This window comes from Streptomyces bluensis (genome assembly GCF_014650715.1).
GTDB lineage: Bacteria > Actinomycetota > Actinomycetes > Streptomycetales > Streptomycetaceae > Streptomyces > Streptomyces bluensis.
Genome location: NZ_BMVM01000004.1, coordinates 433,246 through 455,966, shown reverse-complemented (window position 1 = coordinate 455,966; position 22,721 = coordinate 433,246). Strand labels below are relative to the sequence as shown.

The 22,721-nt window shown below is 72.3% G+C and carries 20 protein-coding genes; 11 read left to right on the top strand and 9 right to left on the bottom strand.

The genetic code is table 11. The annotated features are described in order from the left end of the window. Positions 1-14: 14 nt before the first annotated feature. The 3 genes from IE262_RS14735 to IE262_RS14725 form a co-directional block, all read right to left on the bottom strand. Positions 15-1,691 (bottom strand): sulfite exporter TauE/SafE family protein, encoded by a 1,677-nt coding sequence (locus IE262_RS14735; RefSeq protein ID WP_229877260.1) that lies wholly within the window; start codon positions 1,689-1,691, stop codon positions 15-17. After that, entirely contained in the window at positions 1,688-3,178 is a 1,491-nt protein-coding gene (locus tag IE262_RS14730) for a tetratricopeptide repeat protein (RefSeq protein WP_189873992.1), read from the bottom strand. Before IE262_RS14730 ends, IE262_RS14735 begins: the two co-directional genes overlap by 4 nt. 163 nt (positions 3,179-3,341) lie before the next feature. Beyond that, positions 3,342-4,871: a DUF4331 domain-containing protein gene (locus IE262_RS14725; RefSeq protein ID WP_134040232.1), complete on the bottom strand. Its 1,530-nt coding sequence runs from the start codon at positions 4,869-4,871 to the stop codon at positions 3,342-3,344. A 230-nt stretch (positions 4,872-5,101) separates the two neighbouring features. On the opposite strand from IE262_RS14725, the gene IE262_RS14720 reads away from it, so the two are divergent. The 3 genes from IE262_RS14720 to IE262_RS14710 all read left to right on the top strand — a co-directional run bounded on the left by IE262_RS14720 (position 5,102) and on the right by IE262_RS14710 (position 6,838). Then, positions 5,102-5,644 carry a sigma-70 family RNA polymerase sigma factor gene (locus tag IE262_RS14720; RefSeq protein ID WP_134040234.1) on the top strand — a complete coding sequence of 181 codons (543 nt, stop codon included), beginning with the start codon at positions 5,102-5,104 and terminating at the stop codon, positions 5,642-5,644. Next, positions 5,641-6,459 carry an anti-sigma factor gene (locus tag IE262_RS14715; protein ID WP_189873990.1) on the top strand — a complete coding sequence of 273 codons (819 nt, stop codon included), beginning with the start codon at positions 5,641-5,643 and terminating at the stop codon, positions 6,457-6,459. The genes IE262_RS14720 and IE262_RS14715 overlap by 4 nt, the downstream gene beginning before the upstream one ends. 115 nt (positions 6,460-6,574) lie before the next feature. Beyond that, the gene (locus IE262_RS14710) at positions 6,575-6,838 is read left to right on the top strand and encodes a hypothetical protein (RefSeq protein ID WP_134040236.1); all 264 of its coding nucleotides are present in this window, start codon (positions 6,575-6,577) and stop codon (positions 6,836-6,838) included. A gap of 59 nt (positions 6,839-6,897) precedes the next feature. Here the strand turns inward: IE262_RS14710 and IE262_RS14705 are convergent, their stop codons facing one another. From IE262_RS14705 to IE262_RS14695, 3 genes are all read right to left on the bottom strand, one after another. Further along, positions 6,898-8,097, bottom strand: a complete 1,200-nt coding sequence (locus IE262_RS14705; protein ID WP_229877259.1) for a CaiB/BaiF CoA transferase family protein — start codon at positions 8,095-8,097, stop codon at positions 6,898-6,900. Positions 8,098-8,168: 71 nt separating this feature from the next. After that, positions 8,169-8,951, bottom strand: coding sequence for an ABC transporter permease (locus tag IE262_RS14700; RefSeq protein ID WP_189873986.1), 783 nt, complete (start codon positions 8,949-8,951; stop codon positions 8,169-8,171). After that, entirely contained in the window at positions 8,948-9,895 is a 948-nt protein-coding gene (locus IE262_RS14695) for an ATP-binding cassette domain-containing protein (protein WP_189873984.1), read from the bottom strand. The genes IE262_RS14700 and IE262_RS14695 overlap by 4 nt, the downstream gene beginning before the upstream one ends. A gap of 63 nt (positions 9,896-9,958) precedes the next feature. Here IE262_RS14695 and IE262_RS14690 point away from each other — a divergent pair, with 63 nt between their 5' ends. Then, entirely contained in the window at positions 9,959-10,696 is a 738-nt protein-coding gene (locus IE262_RS14690; RefSeq protein ID WP_189873982.1) for a TetR/AcrR family transcriptional regulator, read from the top strand. Positions 10,697-10,732: 36 nt separating this feature from the next. Here the strand turns inward: IE262_RS14690 and IE262_RS14685 are convergent, their stop codons facing one another. The 3 genes from IE262_RS14685 to hmgA are packed head-to-tail and all read right to left on the bottom strand — an operon-like array spanning position 10,733 to position 14,087. Continuing rightward, complete coding sequence (locus IE262_RS14685; RefSeq protein ID WP_189873980.1) at positions 10,733-11,923, bottom strand: type ISP restriction/modification enzyme; 1,191 nt, start codon at positions 11,921-11,923, stop codon at positions 10,733-10,735. Positions 11,924-11,948: 25 nt separating this feature from the next. Continuing rightward, positions 11,949-12,698, bottom strand: a complete 750-nt coding sequence (locus tag IE262_RS14680; RefSeq protein ID WP_134040248.1) for a GntR family transcriptional regulator — start codon at positions 12,696-12,698, stop codon at positions 11,949-11,951. Positions 12,699-12,758: 60 nt separating this feature from the next. Next, complete coding sequence (gene hmgA, locus IE262_RS14675) at positions 12,759-14,087, bottom strand: homogentisate 1,2-dioxygenase (protein WP_189873978.1); 1,329 nt, start codon at positions 14,085-14,087, stop codon at positions 12,759-12,761. A 234-nt stretch (positions 14,088-14,321) separates the two neighbouring features. On the opposite strand from hmgA, the gene IE262_RS14670 reads away from it, so the two are divergent. From IE262_RS14670 to IE262_RS14640, 7 genes are all read left to right on the top strand, one after another. Continuing rightward, on the top strand, positions 14,322-14,981 hold the full coding sequence (locus IE262_RS14670; RefSeq protein WP_229877258.1) for a nuclear transport factor 2 family protein: 660 nt from the start codon (positions 14,322-14,324) through the stop codon (positions 14,979-14,981). Further along, entirely contained in the window at positions 14,978-15,604 is a 627-nt protein-coding gene (locus IE262_RS14665; protein WP_134040252.1) for a TetR/AcrR family transcriptional regulator, read from the top strand. Before IE262_RS14670 ends, IE262_RS14665 begins: the two co-directional genes overlap by 4 nt. A 150-nt stretch (positions 15,605-15,754) precedes the next feature. Continuing rightward, positions 15,755-17,995 (top strand): molybdopterin oxidoreductase family protein, encoded by a 2,241-nt coding sequence (locus IE262_RS14660; protein ID WP_189873976.1) that lies wholly within the window; start codon positions 15,755-15,757, stop codon positions 17,993-17,995. 122 nt (positions 17,996-18,117) lie between these two features. Then, a complete protein-coding gene (locus tag IE262_RS14655; RefSeq protein ID WP_189873974.1) occupies positions 18,118-19,581 on the top strand; it encodes a CitMHS family transporter in 1,464 nt (487 codons plus the stop codon). A 49-nt stretch (positions 19,582-19,630) separates the two neighbouring features. Next, positions 19,631-20,899: an MFS transporter gene (locus IE262_RS14650; protein WP_189873972.1), complete on the top strand. Its 1,269-nt coding sequence runs from the start codon at positions 19,631-19,633 to the stop codon at positions 20,897-20,899. A 101-nt stretch (positions 20,900-21,000) separates the two neighbouring features. Further along, positions 21,001-21,954, top strand: a complete 954-nt coding sequence (locus IE262_RS40355) for a hypothetical protein (RefSeq protein ID WP_308432749.1) — start codon at positions 21,001-21,003, stop codon at positions 21,952-21,954. Then, complete coding sequence (locus IE262_RS14640; RefSeq protein WP_134040259.1) at positions 21,941-22,651, top strand: class F sortase; 711 nt, start codon at positions 21,941-21,943, stop codon at positions 22,649-22,651. Before IE262_RS40355 ends, IE262_RS14640 begins: the two co-directional genes overlap by 14 nt. Positions 22,652-22,721: the final 70 nt, after the last annotated feature.

The window sequence follows — 22,721 nt, the reverse complement described above, 5'->3', positions numbered from 1 at the left end:
TCCGTCGCGGTGGCTCAACCGAGTGCCGATGCCGCCCCCTTGAGTACCAATCCGGCCCCGAGGGCGACGACGACGAGCGCCGACACCAGGGGCACGGTCCTGCGCAGCAGCGCGACGGCCGGGCCGCCGGCCAGCCGGGGCCGCCGGTCCAGCAGCCGTGTCATCCCGTCGCCCGTCCGGACGACGGCGAACCCGACGCCCGTCAGCGTGAGCGCCAGGCCGACGCCGAACGCCAGCACGAGCACCAGCCCGAACCACGCCTTCCCCAGCGCGGCGGCGCCCACGAGCACGACCACCGCGGAAGGACTGGGCACGAGCCCGCCCGCGAAGCCGAGCAGGATCGTGCCGCGGACCGTGGGGGCCACGGGGTGGCTGTGGGTGAAGCCGCCGTGGGTGTGCGTGACGGTGCCGCCGAAGAGGGTGCGCCGGCGGTCGTGTGCATGGTCACTGTCGTGGCCGTGGCCGTGGTCGTGACGGTGGGCTGTGGTGTGGGCGTGACCCGGTGCGTGGGTGTGGCTCGCGCCGTCCGCGTGGGCGTGGGCCAGGACCAGCGCACGCTCCGGCTCGTGAGCGGGGGCGTCGGCGTGTTCGTGGTGGCCCTGTTCGTCGTGGCCATGGCCGTGGCCGTGCTCGTGGTGGTCGTGCGCATGTTGCCGTATGAGCTTCCGGTTCAGCAGGGCGCGGCGTACGAGGCTCACGCCCGCCGCCATGACGAGGAGGCCGCTCGCGATGCCCAGCCAGGTGATCACGGACGGCGCGGCGGACGAGCCGGCGGCGATCAGCAGGCCCAGGGCGACCACGCCGAGGGTATGCGTGACCGTCACCGAGACAATCATGGGCAGGACATCGCGGAACGTCGCGTTCCCGCGGGCCGCGGCGGTCGCCGCCATGATCGTCTTGCCGTGACCGGGAGCCATCGCGTGCATCGCCCCGAGGAACACGGCGATCCCCAGGGCCAGCGCCGCGAAACCGAGGGACAGGTCCTGACGGGCCACCAGGTCGTCGAGCGCCTTCGTCCAGCGGTCCGCTCCGCGCGGCAGGATCGAGGCACCGGGCGCGCCGTCCTCGTCCGCCGCCAGCGCCGGTCCGCCCGGCCGCACCTCCAGGGACGCCGACGCGGTGTCCTCCGGCGACGACAGCAACTCCTTCGGGTAGCTGGTCAGCTGCCGGGACACCGACCTCTCGGGCACGTCCGACTTCGTGAGCGTCATCCGGTCGCCCCGGGCGGTGACCTCGCGCCATCCCGGGCCGGAGTCCACGGCGGCCCGGAAGCGCACCGAGGTCGCCCGGTCGGGGAGGGGAGCGGTCAGCCCGCACTCCACGCGCAGGGTCGTGAGCCCGGCCTGTCCGGGCCGCTCCTCGGCCCTGCTCGATCCCACGGCCAGCGCCACGTCCTCGCCGCCGACGGTGACCTCGCTGTCCCGGGCGGCCGACGCGCACCGCGCCTCGGCCCACTTCTCCATGCCCTGCTTCTTGATGGCGGGTTCGGCCTGGGTCGCCGGTATCTCCGCCAGGTCCTCGACGTGGAGGACACGCAGCGTGCCGGAGGCGGCGACCAGACCGTCGTACCGGTTGACGGTGAAGTTGCCGAGAGGATGCGCGCTCGCGGGCGGGGCGGGGAGCAGCACGAGCGCGCAGACGGCTACGAGGACCGCCGTGCAGGAGGCGAACACACTCCGGTGGAACGTCACTTGGCCGCCTCCAGAGCCTTGAGCGCCTTACGGGCCCGCTCCGCGCCCAGCGGGGAGAAGCCGGAGTTGAGGTCGAGCGCCGCCGTAAGGGAGCGCCGGGCTTCCTCGTCGTTGCCCGTGGCCTGCTCGATCATCCCGCGGTGGTAGCGGAACGTCGCGTCCTTGTAGCCGGTGGCCGCCGCGCGGCGCGCGTACGGCAGCGCCTCGTCGCTGCGGCCGTTGACGTGCAGCGCCCAGGCGAGCGCGTCCGCCGTGTGGACCGTCTGCCGGAGCTTCCACTCGGCGCGGGCCGCGCGCAGGGCGGCCTTGCGGTCGCCGTGGTCGGCGTCGGCGAGCGCGGTGTCGAGGTCGGCGTTGACGCCGTTGGCGCGGGCGAGCGAGGTCCAGGCGTTCACCAGCGTGTACTGGTCGCGAGCCTTCGCCCTGTCGCCCTCCAGCTCGTACAGCTCGCCCAGCTCGACGAGCGGTCCGGGCAGCGGGTAGCGGGAGACGACCGCCTCCAGGGTGCGGATCGCGCCGTCCCGGTCGCCGCTCGCGGCCTCGGCGCGGGCGCGGCCCTCCAGCGCGGGGACGTAACTGTCGTCGGCGGCCAGCGCTCGGGCGTAGTGGTCGAGCGCGCTCTGGTGGTCGCCCTGCCGCCAGGCGAGTTGGCCGAGCTGCGTGGCCACGTACGCGAGGTCGCCGCGCCCGTTCGCGGAGGTGAGCGCCTGCTTCAGGACCCGCTCCGCGGTCTTCGTGTCGCCGCGCAGCTCGCGCACGTACGCGTAGCGCGTGAAGACGGGGATGCCGGGGCGCCGGTCGTCCGCCAGGTCGGCGGCCTCGGCGGCGTCGTCGTAGCGGCCGAGCTCCACCAGGGCGTCGATCCGCGTGGCCAACGCCCGTTCGCTGTACGGGTTCTGCTGCAGCGCCAGGTCGGCGTGGCGCAGCGCGCCGTTGAAGTCGTGGCGGGCCGCGGCGAGCGCCGCCTGACCCGCGAGCGCCGGGTCGTTGTCCGGACGCAGGTCCAGGGAGCGCCGCAGGGCCTTCTCGGCCTGCGGGTAGCGGGAGGGGTCGCCCTTGGTGCGGGCCTGCTCCACGTAGGCGAGGCCCAGTGTGGCCCAGGAGGTGAAGTCCTTCGGCTGGCCGCGGAGATGATCCTGGAGGGTGGCGATGTTCGCGTCGAGGTCCCCGCCGGCGAGCAGCTCCGCCGTGACACCCGGCGAGCTCGACGTGCTCACCGGCTGCTGGCGGTTGCCCAGCGCGATGGCCCCCGACGTGATCGCGACGGCCAGCGCGGCCGCGCACGCGGCGAGGTGCAGCACGCGGCGCCGCTTCGACGCGCCGGGCGCACGCGCGGCCTCCACCGTGCCGGGTTCACCGGTGACGTCGCCCCCGGTCGCAGCGGTGTCGCGGTCGTCGGTGGTGTCGCGTGCGTCGCCGGCGAGGGCGGCCGTGTCCTCGTCCGGGCGCTCGCCCTCGGGCGCGCTCTCGTTCGTACGCGGGGACATGCCCTCTCCTCTGGTTCCGGGACGGGAAGGTTCGTGGTGGCCGAAGGGAGGCGCGGCCCGCGCCGTGGGGGATGGATGGGTGCGGGCCGCGCCAGTTCGGGAGCCGGACCGTCAGCGGGTCCGGTACGGGACAGGGCCGGTCACGGTCCGGTCCGGGGACCGGTCAGTAGTACGCCCGGTCGTTCTGCCGACGGCGCCACCAGAACAGGCCGGTGCCGATGATCAGGACGCCGCCCGCGCCCGCCGCCGCGGAGCTCGCGATCAGCGTGGTGTCGGTGCCGCTGCCCGCGGCGCCCACGCCGCCGTCCAGCGCGCTGCGCACGTTGTCCGTGGTGTTGCCCTCGACGGTCTTGCCCCGCGAACCGGCCGTCGGCAGACCCACGTACGGGAAGGACTTGCCGAACTTCTTGTCGTTCTTGTCGACCGCGTCGCCCAGGTCGTTCTTGGCACCGAGCAGCTCGCCCTCCACGACCTGCAGCGCGATGTCGATGACGTCGTCGGTGAGCCGGCGTCCGTTCGGGAAGCCCTGGTTGTCACCGTCGAGCACACCGAGCCGCTTCGGCTCCTTGGTGGGCTCGATGGAGGTGTTCAGGCGCAGCATCTCCGACGGGGTGACGTGCGGAGGCTGGTTCAGGCCCTCGACGCCCTTCAGGAACACGTCGACCAGGTCGTTGCGCGGCTCGTCGGGCGCCGGGATCTTGTAGATCGCCTCGATGAGCTTGGGCAGCTCGGGCTCGGTGACGTTCTTCAGGAACTGGGCGTCGTCCACGGGCGAGGACGCGTTGAACGTGTCCTTGTCCTTGATCGGGTTGACGACCTCGTTGACCAGCGGCATGCCGAGGCGCGAGACCTGGTGGAACTGGCCGTCGGCGCCCTTGCGCTGGGTCGTGGACCAGATGCCGACGATCGGCTGCTTGTGCGACTCGATGATCGCCTCGCTCGGCACCTGAAGGGCGATCGAGTTGACGTTGTACTGCTTGAGGGTGTCCCGGCCGACCTCGGAAAGGTCACCGCCGTACAGCAGGTCGAACACGCGCAGGTCCAGGAAGAACGGGTCGTCGGCCTGTCCGGCGAACGTCGTCACGCCGCTCGCGGTCTCGTAGACCGCTTCGTCGCGCAGCTTCTTGTAGTCCGGCATCGACGCCTTGCCGACGTTCGACGGAGCCACCCGCACATCGTCCGCGAGCTGCGTCTTGGACACCGCACGCCGGTTCTTCAGCTTGATCAGCTCGATGTCGTAGGTCTGCGTGATGTTCAGTTCCTCGTCGTCGAGGCTCTCGACCACGCCCGTGTTGTAGAGGAAGCTCCTGTCGTTCTTCGTCTTCGTCCTGAACGTGTAGCGGAAGATCAGGTCTTCCTGCGCGTCGCCGTCCTGGTCGATGCGGATGTCGTACTCGGCGTCCTCGGCGAACGTGTAGAAGTTCGGTCCGCCCGCCGGCTCCTGCAGGGGTATCCAGTTCGCCACGATCGTCGTCGTGTCCGGCTTGTCCGGGCTGACGAACGCGTACAGGTCCGTGTTGTCGAACTGGGGCTGCCCGGAGATGAGGGGGGCCTCCCGGTGGCTGGAGGCGGAGGCCGCCCCCGGTTCCAGCGCGGTCACGCCGGCGGCTGCGAGCCCCCCGGCAGCCAGCGCACCACAGATGAGGGTCGCGATGCTCCTGCGCCCCGAGCCGCTCCTGGAAGTAGGTGTCATGCCGTCCGTCCTCTGTCCCAACTTGCCTGACGAACGCCATTCGGAGCGGCCGGCAGGGCGGATTGGTCGAATCCCAAACGTTCTTACGACACGTTTGAGATCTTGTTTCAGCGGCCGGTCACCGAGTCTTCGGACGGGCTGATCCGTACCTCCATCCGGAGGTGGGTTCCTTGCGAATGCCCTACACGAGGGGATGGCCGTGCGGTCCGGCCGGAGCAGAGGGGGAGCGAGTGGAGGCGGACGAACTTCTGGTCCGGGTGGCCCGAGGCGACCAGAACGCCTTCGAGGAGCTGTACGGACTGGTGTCCGGGCCCGTGTTCGGGCTCGTGCGCCGGGTCGTACGGGACCCCGCCCAGTCGGAGGAGGTGGCGCAGGAGGTGCTGCTCGAACTGTGGCGCTCCGCCGCGCGGTTCGACCCCCGCCGGGGCAGCGCCCTGTCCTGGATCCTCACGCTCGCGCACCGCCGCGCCGTCGACCGGGTGCGCAGCGCCCGCGCGGCCACCGAACGCGAGCAGCGCGAGGGCATGCGGGCCCACCACCCCGCGTTCGACCAGGTCGCCGAGGAGGTGGAGGCCGGCCTCGAACGGGAGTGGGTACGCCACTGCCTGGACCGGCTCACCAGCCTCCAGCGCCAGTCGGTCACGCTCGCCTACTACGACGGCTACACGTACCGTGAGGTCGCCGAACAGCTGTCCCTGCCGCTCGGCACGGTCAAGACCCGTATGCGTGACGGCCTGACCCGGCTGCGCGAGTGCATGGGAGGTGCCGCATGAGTCTGTTCGGCAGGTCGTCGCGGCGGGATCTGCACTCGCTCGCCGCCCCCTACGCCCTGGACGCGCTGGAGCCCCACGAGCGGGTGCGGTTCGGCAAGCACCTCAAGAAGTGCGACCGGTGTACCGCCGAGGTGCGGGCACTGTCCGAGGACGCGGTGCGACTGGCGTGGTCGACCGCGGCCCAGGCTCCGCCCGCGATGCGCGACCGCGTTCTCGCCGCCGTGCGCACCATGCCGCAGGAAGCCCCGCGCCGGAGCGCCGCCCCCGAGCGCCCCCACCATCTGCCGGCCCATGTGTGGGGCACCGAACCGCCACCGCCCCCGAGGCGTGCGCCCCGTATGCGGTCCCTGCTGGTGCCGCTGGCCACCGCCACGGCCGCCGCGGCGCTCGTCGTGGCCTCTCTGTTCGCGGTGCAGGCGGCGCGCACACAGGACCAGCTGGCGGCGGAGCGGGCCCAGTCACGTGAGATCGCCAACATTCTCTCCGCCCCCGACGCCCGCGCCACCAGTGAGCGGGACGACCGGGGCCGAGGGATCGGAGTCGTCGCCTCCGTCAAGGAGGGGCGCGCGATCGTCACCCTGAGCGGGCTGGGCGATCTGCCGAGCGGTCGCGTGCACCAGCTCTGGCTCATGCGCCCCGACACACAGCCGCAGTCCCTGGGCCTGTTCCAGGGCGACACACCCCTGGTCACGGGCTCCGTGAGAGGCGACGGCACGTCACTCGCCGTCACCGTCGAACCCGACGGGGGATCAGCCCAGCCCACCAGTCAACCGATCGCTCAACTCGCCCTGAAATCTGTCGGATTCGGAGAGTAATCGTCAACGTCCTTACGGGGTAGATGAATCCTGTGACCGAGATACACGAGTGCCCCAAGGGGGCGATAGGGTTACCCTGCCCGGGCCGGGCGGACTCGTACGGGTGGGGAGTGACATGGATCAGATAACAGCGCGCAGGGCGCGAGTCCCTGCGATTACCTGCGGGAGCAGCGCGACCAGTTCGCGCCTCGACCGACATCTCTCGGTGCTGGCCGGCCCCGCCGTGCCACAGCGTGAGACGGCCGAGGCGACCTCGCTGATGCGCGAGATCACCGCACGCGAGCCGCACGAGCGGAGCGGCAAGGGCAGCCGGGTCGGCCGGGTCTCGCTCTTCGCACCGCTGCGCCGGCTGCGCCGCACGCTGTTCGGCGGCCACTGAGCACCACGCGCTCACCGCAAGGAGCCCCGCTCACCACGGGCTCACCGCAGGACCCGCGCTCAGGCGACCACACCCTCCCGGCGTAGCGCTGCGATCTCGTCGTCCGTCATCCCCACGGCACGCAGCAGCGCCACGGTGTGTTCCCCGAGCGCGGGCACGGCCCCCATCCGTGCCGCGCCCCCACCCGGCAGCGTGACCGGGGGCAGCAGCGCCTTCAGCGGCCCCACGGGCGTCCCCACCTCCCGCCACCGCTCCCGGGCCGCGAGCTGCGGATGCTCCGCCACCTCGTGCAGGTCCCTGAGGCGCGCGCAGGCGATCCCGGCCGCCTCCAGCCGTGCCAGGGCCTCGTCCGTGTCGAGCGCGCTCAGGGCCCCCGCGACCAACTCGTCCGTCCGTGCCCGGCGTTCGACCCGGGCCGCGTTCGTGGCGAACGCCGGGTCCGTCCCCAACTCCGGCCGCTTCAGTACCTGTTCCGCCAGCCGACGCCACTCACGGTCGTTCTGCACCGACAGCAGTACCCGCCCGCCGTCCGCCGTGGCATAGGCGTCGTACGGGGCGATGACGGCGTGACCGAGTCCCGTGCGCGCCGGGGGAGTTCCGCCGTGCATCGTGTGGTGCAGCGGATGCCCCATCCACTCGGCGAGCGCCTCCAGCATGGACACCTCCACCGGCCCACCCCGCCCGGTCGCCCCGCGCCGCACCAGCGCCGCGAGCACCCCGGAGAACGCGTACATGGCCGCCGCGATGTCCGCCGCCGGAATCCCCGCCTTCACCGGCTGCTCCGGTGTCCCCGTCACCGACACCAGCCCCGCCTCGCACTGCACGAGCATGTCGTACGCCCGCTTGTCCGCGTACGGTCCCGACGCCCCGTACCCCGAGATGTCCACCGCGACCAGCCGCGGATGCGCGGCGCACAGCGTGGCCGCGTCCAGGCCGAGCCTGGCCGCCGCGCCCTGCGCGAGGTTCTGCACGAAGACGTCCGCGTCCGCCACGAGCCGCCGTACGACCTCAAGGCCCCGTGGGTCCTTCAGGTCCAGTGCGATGGACTCCTTGCCGCGGTTGCACCACACGAAGTGCGAGGCGAGGCCGCCCGCCGCCGTGTCGTACCCGCGTGCGAAGTCCCCGCCGTCCACCCGCTCGACCTTGATCACACGGGCGCCGAGGTCGGCGAGCTGCCGGGTGGCGAACGGGGCGGCGACGGCCTGCTCGACGGTGACGACGGTGATGCCGTCCAGGGGGAGGGGGAGTGGTGGCTGCATGGCACGGATCATGTCGCCCGTTCCGTGCCGTTGTCATCCGCGTCTGCGTCAACCGTGGCCCGCGGCCCCTCTCACCGTTCCCCGCGCGCGTACCGGCGTACGGCCAGCGGCAGGAACACGGCGATCAGCACGGCGCACCACAGCAGGGAACCGGCGACGGGGTGGGTCACCGGCCAGGCTCCGTCCTGCGGCACCGGGGCGTTGCCGAACAGATGCCGCAGCGCCGTCGTCACCGCGCTGATCGGGTTCCACTCGGCGATCGTGCGCAGCCAGCCCGGCAGGCCGTCCGTGGGGATGTACGCGTTCGACAGCAGCGGCAGCATGAAGGTGGCGCTGCCGAGCTGTCCGGCCGCCTCCTCGCTCCGCGAGGCGAGCCCGAGCAGGATGCCGACCCAGGTGGTGGCGAAGCGGAAGAGCAGCAACAGACCGAAGGCGCCCACCGCCGACGGCCAGCCGCCCTCGATCCGCCAGCCCATCGCGAGCCCGACCAGCAGCAGCGGAACGAGCCCGACCGCGGTCGTCAGCAGGTCGGCCACCGCCTGGCCCACGGGCACGGCGGAGCGGCTCATCGGCAGCGTACGGAACCGGTCCATCACGCCGCGGTGCGCGTCCTGGGCGGCGCCGAACATCCCCGTCATGATGCCGTTCGCGACGGTCGCCACCAGCAGCCCCGGAACCAGGAACGCCCGGTACTCCTCGCCCGGCATGGCGAGCGCGCTGCCGAAGACGTAACCGAAGAACAGCAGGAACACGACCGGCATCGTCTGTGTCAGGACCGTGATGGCGGGCGCGTGCCGGATCCGCTGGAGGTTGCGGACCAGGACCGCGGCGCCGTCGATGACCAGCGCGCTCATACGGCGGCCTCCTTACGGGCGGTGAGGCGCAGGAAGACCTCGTCGAGGGTGGGCGGTCGCAGGCTCGCGTCGACGACCGGCACCCGGCCGGCGTCCAGTTCGCGGACGATACGGGGGAGGGTGAGGTCCGGGTCCAGGACGACCGCCCCCGCGGTGCGCCGCTCACGGTCGAGCACCGGCTCCGTGCCGGTCAGTTGGTCCAGGACCACGGCGGCCGCGTGCAGCGCGGGCTCACCGCCCTCCGCCGCGACGACCACTTCGGCGTAGGCGCCGATCTGCGCCTTCAGCCGGGCCGGTGTGCCCTGGTGGGCGGCCCGGCCCTCGTCGATCAGCACGATGTCGTCGGCCAGCTGATCGGCCTCCTCCAGGTACTGCGTGGTCAGCAGCACGGTCGTACCGTCGCGCGCCAGTTCCCGTACGGCCTCCCAGATTTCGTTCCTGCTGTGCGGGTCGAGTCCCGTCGTCGGCTCGTCCAGGAACAGCACGGCGGGACGGGTGACGAGGCTGGCCGCCAGGTCGAGCCGGCGCCGCATACCGCCGGAGTAGGTGCGCGCGGGGCGGTCCGCGGCCTGCGCCAGCCCGAAGCGCTCCAGCAGCTCGTCGGCCCGCGAGCGCGGCGCGCGCAGCAGACGGGCGAACAGGCGCAGGTTCTCGGCGCCGGTCAGATCGCCGTCGACCGAGGCGTACTGCCCGGTGACCGCGATCCGGCGGCGGACCGCCGCGGCTTCGCGCACGACGTCGTGCCCGGCCACCCGGGCCGTCCCGGTGTCCGGGGCCAGCAGGGTGGTCAGGACCCGGACCGCGGTCGTCTTGCCCGCGCCGTTCGGCCCGAGCAGCCCGCAGACCGTGCCCTCGGCGACCGCGAGGTCCAGTCCACACAGTGCCTGAACGTCGCGGAAGCGCTTCTCCAGACCCTCACTAAGTACAGCGTACGTAGTATTCATGAGCTGACCATACCCCACTACGTACGGCGTACGTAACTAGGATGGTGAGCGAGGTGATGATCAATGGCGGGCCGAACGGCCGAACCCGAGGTGATCTGGGCACGCCCCGAGCGTGCGGGCCGCGGCCCGAAACCCGCGTACAGCCGAGCCGACATCGCGGCGGCGGCCGTCCGTATCGCCGACGCGGACGGCCTCGACGCGGTCTCGATGCGCCGCGTCGCCGCCGAGATCGGCTGCGGCACCATGTCGCTCTACAACTACGTGCCGCGCAAGGAGGACCTGTACGAGCTGATGGTCGACCTGGTCAGCGCGGAGTACGACCTGTCCGGCGAACCCAGCGGCGACTGGCGCGCGGACATGCTGGGCCTGGCCCGCCAGGCTCGCGGCATCATGCGCCGCCACCCCTGGGTGGTTCGCGTGATGTCGACCGTCTACGGCATCAGCCCCAACGCCTTGCGCTGTATCGACTGGTGCCTCGCCTGTCTGGAGGGCCTCGACGTGCCGGCCAGTACGAAGCTGGAGCTGTTCGGGATGGTCAACGGGTCGGTCATGCTCTTCGTCGCCAACGAGCAGGCCGTCGCCGAGCGCGCCCGCTCCGTGCCCTGGTCGGCGGAGCGGGAGGAGGCCGTGCGGGGCGCCTACCTGATGAGCCAGGTCATGACGGGCGACTATCCGCACCTGGCGGCCCTCTACGCCGAGGGCGTCGCACCGCCGGACGACCCGGAGGCGACGTTCGACCGCATCCTGACGAGGCTGCTGGACTCTTTCGATCTCAAGAGCCGGCCCGATCCCGCGCGTTAGGGCCCAGGGACCAGCCCGTGGACGGCAGCCCGGGAGTCAGATCAGCGCGAGCTGGCCCCCGGGGCCCTCCTCGTGGCTGTCGAGCACCGAGGCCGGCCGGCGCGCCGGTTCCGGCACCGGGAGAACGCCCGCCGTGCGCAGTTCGGCCGCGCCGATCGGGTCCTCCACCGTCAGGGCGGCCTGTCGCGGCCGGAGTTCCGCCAGCAGTGCCAGCACCGTGATCAGCTCCAGCAGCTCCGACGTCCAGGTCTGCGGCCAGGACGCCGGGCGTACGGCCTCCAGCGTGCCCGGCTCCGCCGGCTCCGTTCGCCGGGTGAACCACGCCTGAAGGACCCTGACCCCGCCGACGTGGAAGTCCCAGGCATCGGCGGGTACGGGGGCGATGCGGCCCTCGCCCGCCAACAGGGCCTCCTCGTCGCGGTCGTAGAGCAGTTCGAGGGGGAGGCTCGGCAACGGGGCGCGGACGTAGGGGCGGCGGCCGCCCGGCAGCTTGGGGCGTTCGCCGTCGCGGCGCATCAGCCACAGCATCCGGCGGCCCAGCTCGACGCCCTGGGCCCAGGTCCCGGGAGCGCCGGTCAGCGGAACCTCGATGCCCCGGGGACCCGGCCGCGCGGCCGTCAGGATCCAGGCCAGGACGTCCAGGGGCTCCGGGGCCGTGCCGAGCCGTTCGGCCAGGTGGGCCGTGAGACCGGGCGCGAGGTTCGGCTCGTGGCCGCCGGGGCGCCGGTGGAGGGGCCGGACGCGTCCGGTGCGGGGCCCGTGGGCCGGGGCCAGCGGCAGCGCGGCCGGGGCGAGCAGGACCGGGCCGGTCACGTCGGGCGCGGCCGTCTGCTCGACCACGAACACCTGCCGCTCGTCCGCCACCCGCCACAGCTCGGGCCGCGCGGCGTCGATCAGCCGGTGGTCCGGGATGAGCCACTGCTCGTCGAAGGGGGCGGTGAGGACCCGTACGGGCTCCGGACACGGTCCCGACTCCCGGGCCAGCGGCCCGGTGCCGCTGGTCTGGCCCGGCAGCTGGGACACGGCCGAGTGCAGGGTGCGGGAGCGGGTGGGCTCGAACAGGGCCTCACGGACCGGCTCCTCGGCCTTGACGAGGGTGTCCCAGCGGGCTCTCAGACAGGCCGCGTCGGGGGCCGCCGGCCACCTCCGGCCCAGCCGCGGCGGTGCGACGGACCACGGCATGAGGTCCGCCAGCAGCGGAGCGTCGTCGTGCGTCACGCCGGGCATCGTACGACGCGGTGCCCGCGGCGGTTCATGTCGCGTCGAGGGTGACGGAGAACGAGAAGCGGTCACCCCGGTAGTGGATCACCGCCACATCCAGCACCCGGCCGTCCGCGTCGTACGTCACGCCCGTGTAGTGCAGGATCGGGCTGAGCAGCGGCACACGGAGCAGGCGCGCCGTCTCCGGGTCGGCCAGCCGCGCCTCCACGGTGTCGGTGATGCGGCCGATGTCCGCGCCCACGACGTCCCTGAGCACCTTCGTCATGGGCCAGCGGACCAGGTCGTCGTGGTCGATGCGCTCGGCGAGCTCGGGGCGGACGTGGTTGCGGGCGTGGTTGGTCGGCTCACCCGTCTTCTCGTCGCCGCGCAGACGGTGGTACGTCGCCACCTCCGTCAGGTCCGGGAAGCACTGGGACAGTTCAGGCGGAACCGGCACCTTGCCGTGGTCCAGCAACTCCGTCGTCATGCCCGACTGCTGCGCCACGATCGCGTCCACCGAGCCGAGCAGCCGTACGGGGGCGCCGCGCCTGGCGCTCGGCTCGATGAACGTGCCGCGCCGGCGGTGCCGGGTGATCAGTCCCTCGTCCTCCAGCTCCTTCAGCGCCTGCCGCATGGTCAGCACGCTCACCCCGTAGTGCCCGGCGAGCCGCTCCTCGGTCGGCAGGCGCAGCGGGTCCCGGGGCGAACGGCCGAGGATCGAGGCGCGCAGCGACTGCGAGACCTGGTACCAGAGCGGCAGTTTGCGGTTCAGGACGATCGAGTCCGGGGCGAAGGAGGTCACGACGGTATCCGTACCGGTCGAGGGCGTCGTGTGCAACGGGCGGCCGTGGTCAGTCCACCGTCAGTCCACCGGCGGCCGGAAGTGGCGCTGGAGTCCCGACCACACGTCGTCGTAGTGCGGTTGCAGGTGGGTGGCCTCGGCCGCCTGCGCCGTCACGGTCACCGGCCAGCGCGTCTCGAACATGAACGCCAGCCCGTCGTCGAGCTTCTGCGGCCGCAGCTCGGCGGCGCTCGCCCGGTCGAACGTCTCCCGGTCCGGGCCGTGCGCCGACATCATGGTGTGCAGGGAGCCCCCGCCCGGCACAAAGCCCCCGGGACCCGCGGTCTTGGCGTCGTACGCGCCCTCGATGAGCCCCATGTACTCGCTCATCACGTTCCGGTGGAAGTACGGCGGCCGGAACGTGTCCTCGCCCACCAGCCAGCGCGGCGCGAAGACGACGAAGTCGACACCGGCCAGCCCCGGGGTGTCCGACGGGGATGTGAGGACCGTGAAGATCGACGGGTCCGGGTGGTCGTAGCTAATGGTGCCGATCACATTGAACCGGCGCAGGTCGTAGGCGTACGGCACATGGTTGCCGTGCCAGGCGACCACATCGAGGGGCGAGTGGTCGTACGTCGCCGTCCAGAGGTTCCCGCAGTACTTGTTCACCACCTCCACCGGGCCCTCGATGTCCTCGTACGCGGCGACCGGTGCCCGGAAGTCCCGTGCGTTCGCGAGGCCGTTGGCGCCGATGGGCCCCAGGTCGGGCAGGCGGAACGGGGCTCCATAGTTCTCACACACATAGCCGCGCGCCGAGCCGTCCAGCAGCTCCACACGGAAGCGCACCCCACGGGGAATCAACGCGATGTGGGCGGGCTCCACATGGAGTTGACCGAACTCGGTATGCAGCAACAGCCCGCCGCGCTCGGGGACGATCAGCAACTCGCCGTCGGCGTCGCTGAAGACGCGGTCCATGGACGCATTGGCGTGATACAGGTGCACCGCCATACCGGTGCGCTGTGTCACATCGCCGTTGCCGCCGAGCGTCCACAGGCCGCCGAGGAAGTCCGTGCCCTCCGGCGGCTGGGGCAGCGGGTTCCAGCGCAGCCGGTTCGGGTCGGGCACCGTCTCGGTGAAGGGGGCCGTGCGGATCGTGCCGTTGTCCGCGCGCGTGAACGCGGGGTGCGCGGCCGACGGGCGGATCCGGTACAGCCAGGAGCGCCGGTTGTGCGCCCGCGGCTCGGTGAACGCCGTGCCGCTGAGCTGCTCCGCGTACAGGCCGAGGGGAGCGCGCTGGGGCGAGTTGCGGCCGTCGGGCAGCGCGCCCGCGACCGCCTCCGAGCTGTGCTCGTTGCCGAAGCCCGAGAGGTAGGTCAGTCGCTCGGCGGTCTTCCGTGCGTCCCCGTTCATGTTCGCTCCCTCACGCGGATTCATTCCTATGGTTCACCGTAGGATTCGGGACGGTGGGGCGCAAGAGGAGAGCCGCGCCACGGTCCGCGTCGGTTCAGCCACAGGTGTTCGAGGCCGCCGGGGTCGCGGACGCCCGTCGAAGATCGGCCAAAAAGCACCCCCGGAGCCGCTTGGCGCCCAAGAACCCGGCCTGAGGGGGATCCGCGTGTCACAGGGGTGCTCTAGTCTCCCGGCATGTCGTGGACGCGCGGAGGTCTGAGCGACCCCGGGAAGGTGCGGGTGCGTTCCCGGCGCCGCTTGGCCGCGCTCGCGGCCTGTGCCCTCCTCGGCCTCGCGGCGGGCTGTGGCGACGGCGCGCACGAGCAGAGGGCAGGAGTGTCGGCGCCACCCGTGGGCAGACTGCTGGACGACACGGACGAGAAGGGACGGCACTACCGTGAGATCGACGAGCAGGGCGCGCCGGAGGTCGCCATCGAGGTCCAGCCGGATGCCGGCGACGGCTGGGACGTACGGCTGACCGTCCGTAACTTCCGCTTCTCGCCCACCGGTACGCGGCAGGTGGCCGTGGCCGGCCGCGGCTCCGTCGTCCTCTACCTGGACGGCTGCCCCCTCACCCGGCTGCGCACCACCGAGTACCGCCTTCGCGGCTACCTCGTCCCCCGCGGCACCCACCCCCTCACCGCCCGCCTCCACGCCGACGACCACACCGTGTGGGCCGTCGACGGCGAGCCCGTCGAGAGCACGGCGGACATCACGGCGTCGGGGCCCGAGCCGGCGCCGGCCGCGAGCGGGGGCGCTCCGGGGGCCTCGGTGAGCGGAAGTGGATCCCCGGCCCGTACTGAAGGGCGTACCTGTACGGGGCGCTCAACGCACCCAGGCGGAAAGGCATCATGAAGCCCGTGTCCCACGCGACCTCGCTGCGTCGCGCGCCCGTGCAGCGCCGCAGCGCCGAACGACTGACCAGGATCCTCGACGCCTGCGCCGACCTGCTCGACGAGGTGGGTTACGACGCCCTCAGCACCCGTGCCGTCGCCCTGCGCGCCGGCGTGCCCATCGGCTCCGTGTACCGCTTCTTCGGCAACAAGCGCGCGATGGCCGACGCGCTCGCCGAGCGCAACCTCGACCGTTTCACCGAGCGCGTCACCGAGCGGCTGCGGGGGACGGGCGGGACGGGTGACGGGGGCTGGCGCACGGCCATGGACGCCGTCCTCGACGAGTACCTCGACATGAAGCGCACCGCCCCCGGCTTCGCCCTCGTCGACTTCGGCAACCAGATCCCGGTCGGCGCCCGGCACGCCAAGCCCAACACCCGCGTCGCGGACCGCCTCAGCCGCCTCCTCTCCGGTTATATCGACCGTGCCCCCGACGAGGACCTCCGCCGCGCCTTCCTCGTCGCCGTGGAAACCGCGGACACCCTCGTCCACCTCGCCTTCCGTGTGTCACCGGAGGGCGACGCGCGGATCATCGCGGAGGCACGGGAGCTGCTGGGGGCCTATCTGGGGCGGTTGCTGGACTGACCTGCCCGACCTGCCCGACCTGCCCGACCTGCGTGCCCCGCTGACCCGCCTGACCTGCCTGACCTGACCAGTCCCGGATCGGGGGCTCCCCAGGATGCATACCGGTCGGTATGCTCGACGCGCTCGCACGCCCAGCCTCCGGGAGACGACATGCCCAGCACCGCTCTGCGGATCTGCCCCCTCTGCGAGGCCACCTGCGGTCTGACCCTCACCATCGAGGGCGCCCGGGTGACCGGGGCGCGCGGGGACCGGCACGACGTGTTCAGCAAGGGCTTCATCTGCCCGAAGGGCGCCTCGTTCGGGGCGGCTGACGCGGATCCGGACCGGCTGCGCACCCCGCTGGTCCGCAAGGACGGAAAGCTGCGCGAGGCCACCTGGGAGCAGGCGTTCGACGCCGTCGCCGCGGGCCTGCGGCCGGTCGTCGAGGCGCACGGACCCCATGCCGTCGGCGTCGTCCTCGGCAACCCGAACGTGCACACCGTGGCCGGCGCCCTCTACCCGCCCGTCCTCCTGGCCGGCCTCGGCACCCGCAGCCTCTTCACGGCCTCCACCCTCGACCAGATGCCCAAGCACGTCTCCAGCGGACTGCTGTACGGCGACGCGGGCGCCATCCCCGTACCCGACCTCGACCGCACCGACCACCTGCTGCTGCTCGGCGCCAACCCCCTGGAGTCCAACGGCAGTCTGTGCACCGCACCGGACTTCCCCGGCAGGCTCAAAGCCCTCAAGGCGCGCGGCGGCACCCTCACCGTCGTCGACCCGCGCCGCACCCGCACCGCCGAACTCGCCGACCGGCACGTCGCCCTCAGGCCGGGCACGGACGCGCTGCTGCTCGCCGCGATGGCGCACGTCCTCTTCGAGGAGAAGCTCGTCGACCTCGGGCAGCTCGCCCCACACGTGCAGGGTGTCGACGAACTCGCCCATGCCATCAAGGAGTTCACGCCCGAAGCCGTCGCCGACGCGTGTGACGTGGACGCCGGTACGGTCCGCGCCCTCGCCCGCGAGCTGGCGGACGCGCCGACGGCCGCCGTCTACGGGCGCATCGGCAGCTGCACCGTCCCGCACGGCACCCTCGCCAGCTGGCTCGTCGACGTGCTGAACATCCTCACCGGCAACCTCGACCGGCCCGGCGGGGCCCTCTTCCCGCTGTCCGCCACGGACAAGACGCCCCGGCCCGCCGGACCCGGCCGCGGCTTCCACCTCGGGCGCTGGCGCAGCCGGGTGAGCGGACACCCGGAGGCGAAGGGCGAACTGCCGCTGTCCGCCCTCGCCGAGGAGATCGACACCGCGACCGACGAGGGCACGCCCGTGCGCGCCGTGATCGCCGTCGCCGCCAACCCGGTCCTCTCCGCCCCCGACGGCGACCGGCTCGACAAGGCCCTCGGTTCGCTGGACTTCATGGTCGGCGTCGACCCGTACCTCAACGAGACCTCGCGGCACGCGCACGTGATCCTGCCGCCGCCCCCGCCCGCGCAGGCCCCGCACTTCGACTTCGCGTTCAACACCCTCGCCGTGCGCAACCAGGCCCGCTACAGCCCCGCCGCCGTCCCCCTGGAGGACGGCCGGATGCCGGAGACCGAGATCCTGGCCCGGCTGGTCCTCGCCGCGACCGGCATGCACGGCGCCGACCCCTCCGCCGTCGACGCGATGGTCATCGACCAGACCCTCGGCAAGGCCGTGAAGGAGGCACACTCGCCCGTGCACGGGCGCGACCCGCGCGAGCTGGCCGCCGCCCTCACCGGGGACACCGGCCCCGAGCGGCGGCTCGACATGATGCTGCGCCTCGGCCCGTACGGCGACGGCTTCGGCGTACGGGCCGACGGGCTGAACCTGGCCAAGCTGCTCGCCCACCCGCACGGCATCGACCTCGGGCCGCTGAGGCCCCGGCTGCCGCAGCCGCTCAAGACGGTGAGCGGCAAGGTCGAGCTGCTGCCGCAGCCGATCGCCGACGACCTGCCAAGGCTCCGGCAGTCGCTGCGGGAACGCCCCGACGGGCTCGTGCTCGTCGGGCGGCGGCATCTGCGGTCCAACAACAGCTGGATGCACAACGTGCCCGCCCTCACCGGCGGTACGAACCGCTGCACGCTGCACCTGCACCCCGAGGACGCCCAACGCCTCGGGATCGCCGACGGCGACGCCGTGCGGATCAAGGGCGCCGGGGGAGAGGTCATCGCTCCGGCCGAGGTCACCGACGGCATCCGGCGCGGTGTCGTCAGCCTCCCGCACGGCTGGGGACACGACCGGCCGGGCACCCGGATGAGCCATGCCGCGCTCGACCCCGGCGTGAACGTCAACCAGCTCCTCGACGGTTCCCGGCTCGACCCGTTGTCGGGCAACGCGGTCCTCAACGGCGTGCCTGTGGACGTCGCTCCCTCTGCGGCAACGCTGTGACCAGGAGTTTTGCGCTTATTGCTCGCATGTCAACATCTTGTTAACGCCCGTCAGCGGGCCCTAACGTCGCTCCAACCGCCGGCCCTGGTGGCTGTTCAAGGGCGAACGTTAGGTATCCATTTATGCTCACCATCCTCGGCTTCGCCATGATCGCGACCTTCCTGGTCCTGATCATGATGAAGAAGATGTCGCCGATCGCGGCGCTCGTGCTGATCCCCGCACTCTTCTGCGTGTTCGTCGGAAAAGGTGCCAAGCTCGGCGACTACGTCATCGAGGGGGTGGGCAACCTCGCGCCCACCGCCGCGATGCTGATGTTCGCCATCGTCTACTTCGGCCTCATGATCGACGTCGGCCTCTTCGACCCGATCGTCCGGGGCATCCTGAAGTTCTGCAAGGCCGACCCGCTGCGCATCGTCATCGGTACCGCCGTGCTCGCCGCGATCGTGTCGCTCGACGGTGACGGTTCGACCACCTTCATGATCACGGTCTCGGCGATGTACCCGCTGTACAAGCGCCTGAAGATGAGCCTGGTCGTGATGACCGGTGTCGCCGCCACCGCCAACGGCGTGATGAACACGCTGCCCTGGGGCGGTCCGACGGCCCGTGCGGCCACCGCGCTCAAGCTCGACGCGGGCGAGATCTTCGTCCCGATGATCCCCGCGCTCCTCGTCGGCCTGCTCTTCGTCTTCGTCCTCTCGTACTTCCTCGGTCTGCGTGAGCGCAAGCGCCTCGGTGTGCTGAGCCTGGACGACGTCCTGGGGCAGGAGGAGATCGTCAAGGACGGCGAGGGCGCGAAGCAGGAGGTGGCCGAGACGGTGCTCGTCGGCGCGGGTGCGTCCGGCGGTTCCGGCAACGGCACGGGCCGTACGGCGAAGACAGGCGGCGGCGCGGGTTCCGGCACCGACGCGGACGCCGACTCCGACGACGAGCACGAGGACGCACGGCTCCAGGGGCTGGACCCCAACCGCCCCACCCTGCGGCCGAAGTTGTACTGGTTCAACGCGCTGCTCACGGTCGCCCTGCTCACCGCGATGATCATGGAGTTGCTGCCGATCCCGGTGCTGTTCCTGCTCGGTGCCGCGCTCGCGCTGACCGTCAACTTCCCCCACATCCCCGACCAGAAGGCACGGCTCGCCGCCCACGCCGACAACGTCCTCAACGTCTCCGGCATGGTCTTCGCCGCCGCCGTCTTCACCGGCGTCCTGCAGGGCACCGGCATGGTCGACTCCATGGCCAAGTGGATCGTCGACGGCATCCCCAGCGGCATGGGCCCGCACATGGCGCTCGTTACCGGCTTCCTGAGCCTGCCGCTCACGTACTTCATGTCGAACGACGGCTTCTACTTCGGCGTCCTGCCGGTGCTCGCCGAGGCGGGCGCCGCGCACGGGGTGTCGCCGCTGGAGATCGCCCGCGCCTCACTCGTCGGCCAGCCGCTGCACATGTCGAGCCCGCTGGTCCCGGCCGTGTACGTGCTCGTCGGCATGGCCAAGGTCGAGTTCGGTGACCACACGAAGTTCGTGGTCAAGTGGGCCGCGATCACGTCGCTTATCATCCTCGGCGCGGGGATCCTGTTCGGCATCATCTGAGCCGGGCGGGGCAGTCGAGCCCCGGAGAGACCTTGAGGAGGTCCGTGTCGTGAAGCCCGGTGGGAACCGCGGCTGGCTGCTCCGCCTCGTCATCGCCTTCAGCTTCGCGCAGGGGGCGGTGTCGATGGCGCGGCCCGCCGTGTCCTACCGGGCTCTCGCGCTGGGCGCCGACGAGCGCGCGATCGGTGTGATCGCGGGGGTCTACGCCCTGCTCCCGCTGTTCGCCGCCGTACCGCTGGGCCGCCGCACCGACCACGGGCGGTGCGCACCGCTGCTGCCCGTCGGGGTCGTCCTCATCTCCGGCGGCTGTGTGTTCAGCGGCCTCGCCGACTCGCTGCTCGCGATGGCCGCCTGGAGCGGGGTGATGGGGCTCGGGCACCTGTCCTTCGTCATCGGCGCCCAGTCGATCGTCGCCCGCCAGTCCGCGCCGCACGAACAGGACCGCAACTTCGGCCACTTCACCATCGGCGCCTCCCTCGGCCAGCTGATCGGGCCGATCGCCGCGGGCGCCCTGATCGGCGGCCGGGACATGGCGGGTACGAGCGCGCTCGCCCTGCTCGTGGCGGGCGCGGGGGCCGCGGTGGCGTGCACCTCGCTGTGGCGCATAGAGCGTCGTACGGCCCCCAAGTCCCGTAACGCGGCGGGCGAACGCGTCCCCGTCCACCGCATCCTGCGCGCCCGGGGGGTACCCGCGGGCATCTTCATCAGCCTCGCCGTCCTGTCCGCGACGGACATCCTCACCGCGTACCTGCCGGTGGTCGGCGAGGAGCGCGGCATCGCGCCGTCCGTGATCGGGCTGCTGCTCAGCCTGCGCGCGGCGGCCACCATCGCCTGCCGGCTCGTGATGACGCCGATGCTGCGGCTGCTCGGCAGGACCGCGCTGCTCACCGTGACCTGCCTGCTGGGCGCCGTGCTGTGCGCCGGGATCGCGCTGCCCGTGCCGGTGTGGGCGCTCGCCGTGATCCTCGCCGCGCTCGGGTTCTGCCTCGGGGTCGGGCAGCCGTTGTCCATGACGACGGTCGTGCAGGCCGCCCCGGACGGGGCCCGCTCCACCGCCCTCGCGCTGCGGCTGACCGGCAACCGGCTCGGCCAGGTCGCCGCGCCCGGCGCCGCGGGGCTGGTCGCCGGAATCGCGGGTGTCGCCGCGCCGTTCCTGATGCTGGGCGCGCTGTTGCTGCTGTCCTCGGGCATAGCGTTGCGCTCGCCCGCGAAACCGGGGCAGGGGCGGGACGGGGATGGGGATGGGGACGGGACCGGCAGTGGTGCTGGGAACCGAGGGACCAGGGGCGCGTCCTTGGGCCGGAAGAGCGAAATCTGACGGGTGATGAAGCGCGGCGCCCGCATCGGCCGTCGCGAATGTGACAAAGAGTCAGTCGAAAGCCCGATTTATGTGACTATCGACCGACTCGGAGGTCTCGTATGCCCACCTCGTCGTCCCTCCCACGCCGCGCGGGCGCACGCCCGGGTGTCGCGGCCCTCGCGGCGCTCACCGCGGCGGGAACCGCGTTCTTCATCGCCCCGGCCGCCGCCGCGGTTCCCGGCGACCACGGCGACATCAAGATCACCATGAAGGACACGGACGCCCTCCCCCAGGCCGGCCGGACGAAGATCTGCGCGTTCGACCTGGAGGCCGTCAACTTCGAGTCGGTCCAGGGCATCTCGTGGGCCATCGAGCCGCAGCCGGCGAAGCCGGGTGCTGCCCAGCTGTCCGGGCGCGTCCTCCTCACCGACGGAGCGGGGCGGACGGACGACAACCTGGCGCTGCCCGAGGGGCAGTACAAGCTCACCTGGCGGATCGACGGCGGCATGGGCGCGGGCAAGCAGAAGGCCTTCAAGGTCGACTGCAGCCGAGAGGCGCCGGCCAGCGCGCACGCGCCGGGCAACGTCCCCAACGACGGGCCGAACGGCGAACGGAACAACGCGCCCAACGGCGCGCCGAACGCCGAACCCGACGCCGAGTCCGACAGCGCGGCGAACGCCGAGGCCAACGGCAAGCCGAACGCCGCATCCGACAGCGCGGCGATCGCCGGGCCCGACGCCGCGGCGAACCCCGAGGCCAACGGCAAGCCGAACGCCGAAGCCGACATCGAGCGGGGGGCCGAACCGAACGCCGAAGCCGACAGTGAGCGGAAGGGCGAGCCGAACGCCCAGTCCGACAGCGCGGCGACCGCCGAGGCCGACAGCAAGCCGAACGCCGAAGCCAATGCCGCGCCCAACGGGGAACCGAAGGGCGGGCCGCCCGCGGGCGGCGGCGGTCTCGCGGAGGAGCGGGACTTCGCGCCGGTAGCGGGCGCGGCGGCGGTGGGCCTCGTCGCGGTCGCCGGAGCCGCGTACTTCGGGCTGCGCCGCCGTCGCTCCCATGGCGCGGCGTAGGGGCGCTCCGAGGCCCTGGTACCGGACGCGCGCCTACCGCCTGACGCGGACGATCGTGGTGACCGTCTGCCTGGTGGTGGGCGGCGTCTGGTGGGCTCAGGACGACGAGCCCACCGACCCCGCCGGGGCCCGGACCGACGCGCGCGGTGTCGGGGCACCGCACGCGCCGGCGCCCCGGCGGACATCTCTTGGTGCGTCCCCGAGCACACCGCCCCAGCCGCTGTCGCGGTCCCGGGCGGTGTCCCTCGCCATCCCCTACCTAGGCATCGAGGCCCCCCTTGTCGACCTCGGCCTCGACCGCCGGCGCCGGCTGACCGCACCACCGGCGGACGACCCCAAAGCGGCCGGCTGGTACGAGGGCGGTCCTTCGCCCGGCCAGTCCGGCACGGTGGTCGTCGTCGGCCACCGCGACACCAGGACGGGGCCCGCCGTCTTCGCCGCACTCCACGAGATCCAGACCGGCCGCGTCGTGGAGGTCCGCCGCGCGGACAGGCGCACCGCCGTCTACACCGTGTACGCCGTGCGGATGTACGAGAAGGCGCGCTTCCCCAACGAGGAGGTCTACGGCCGCCGGTACCGCCCGGAACTGCGCCTGATCACCTGCGGCGGCCGGTACGACCGCAGGACCGGCTACGTGAGCAACATCGTGGTCTTCGCCCATCTGACGGCGACGAGAGGACCGACGGGTTCCACATGAACCAGGCGGATGCCCACAGCACGACGGTGACCGTGGCGGCGGCTGTGGTGAGCGCCTCGGTGTGGCGGGC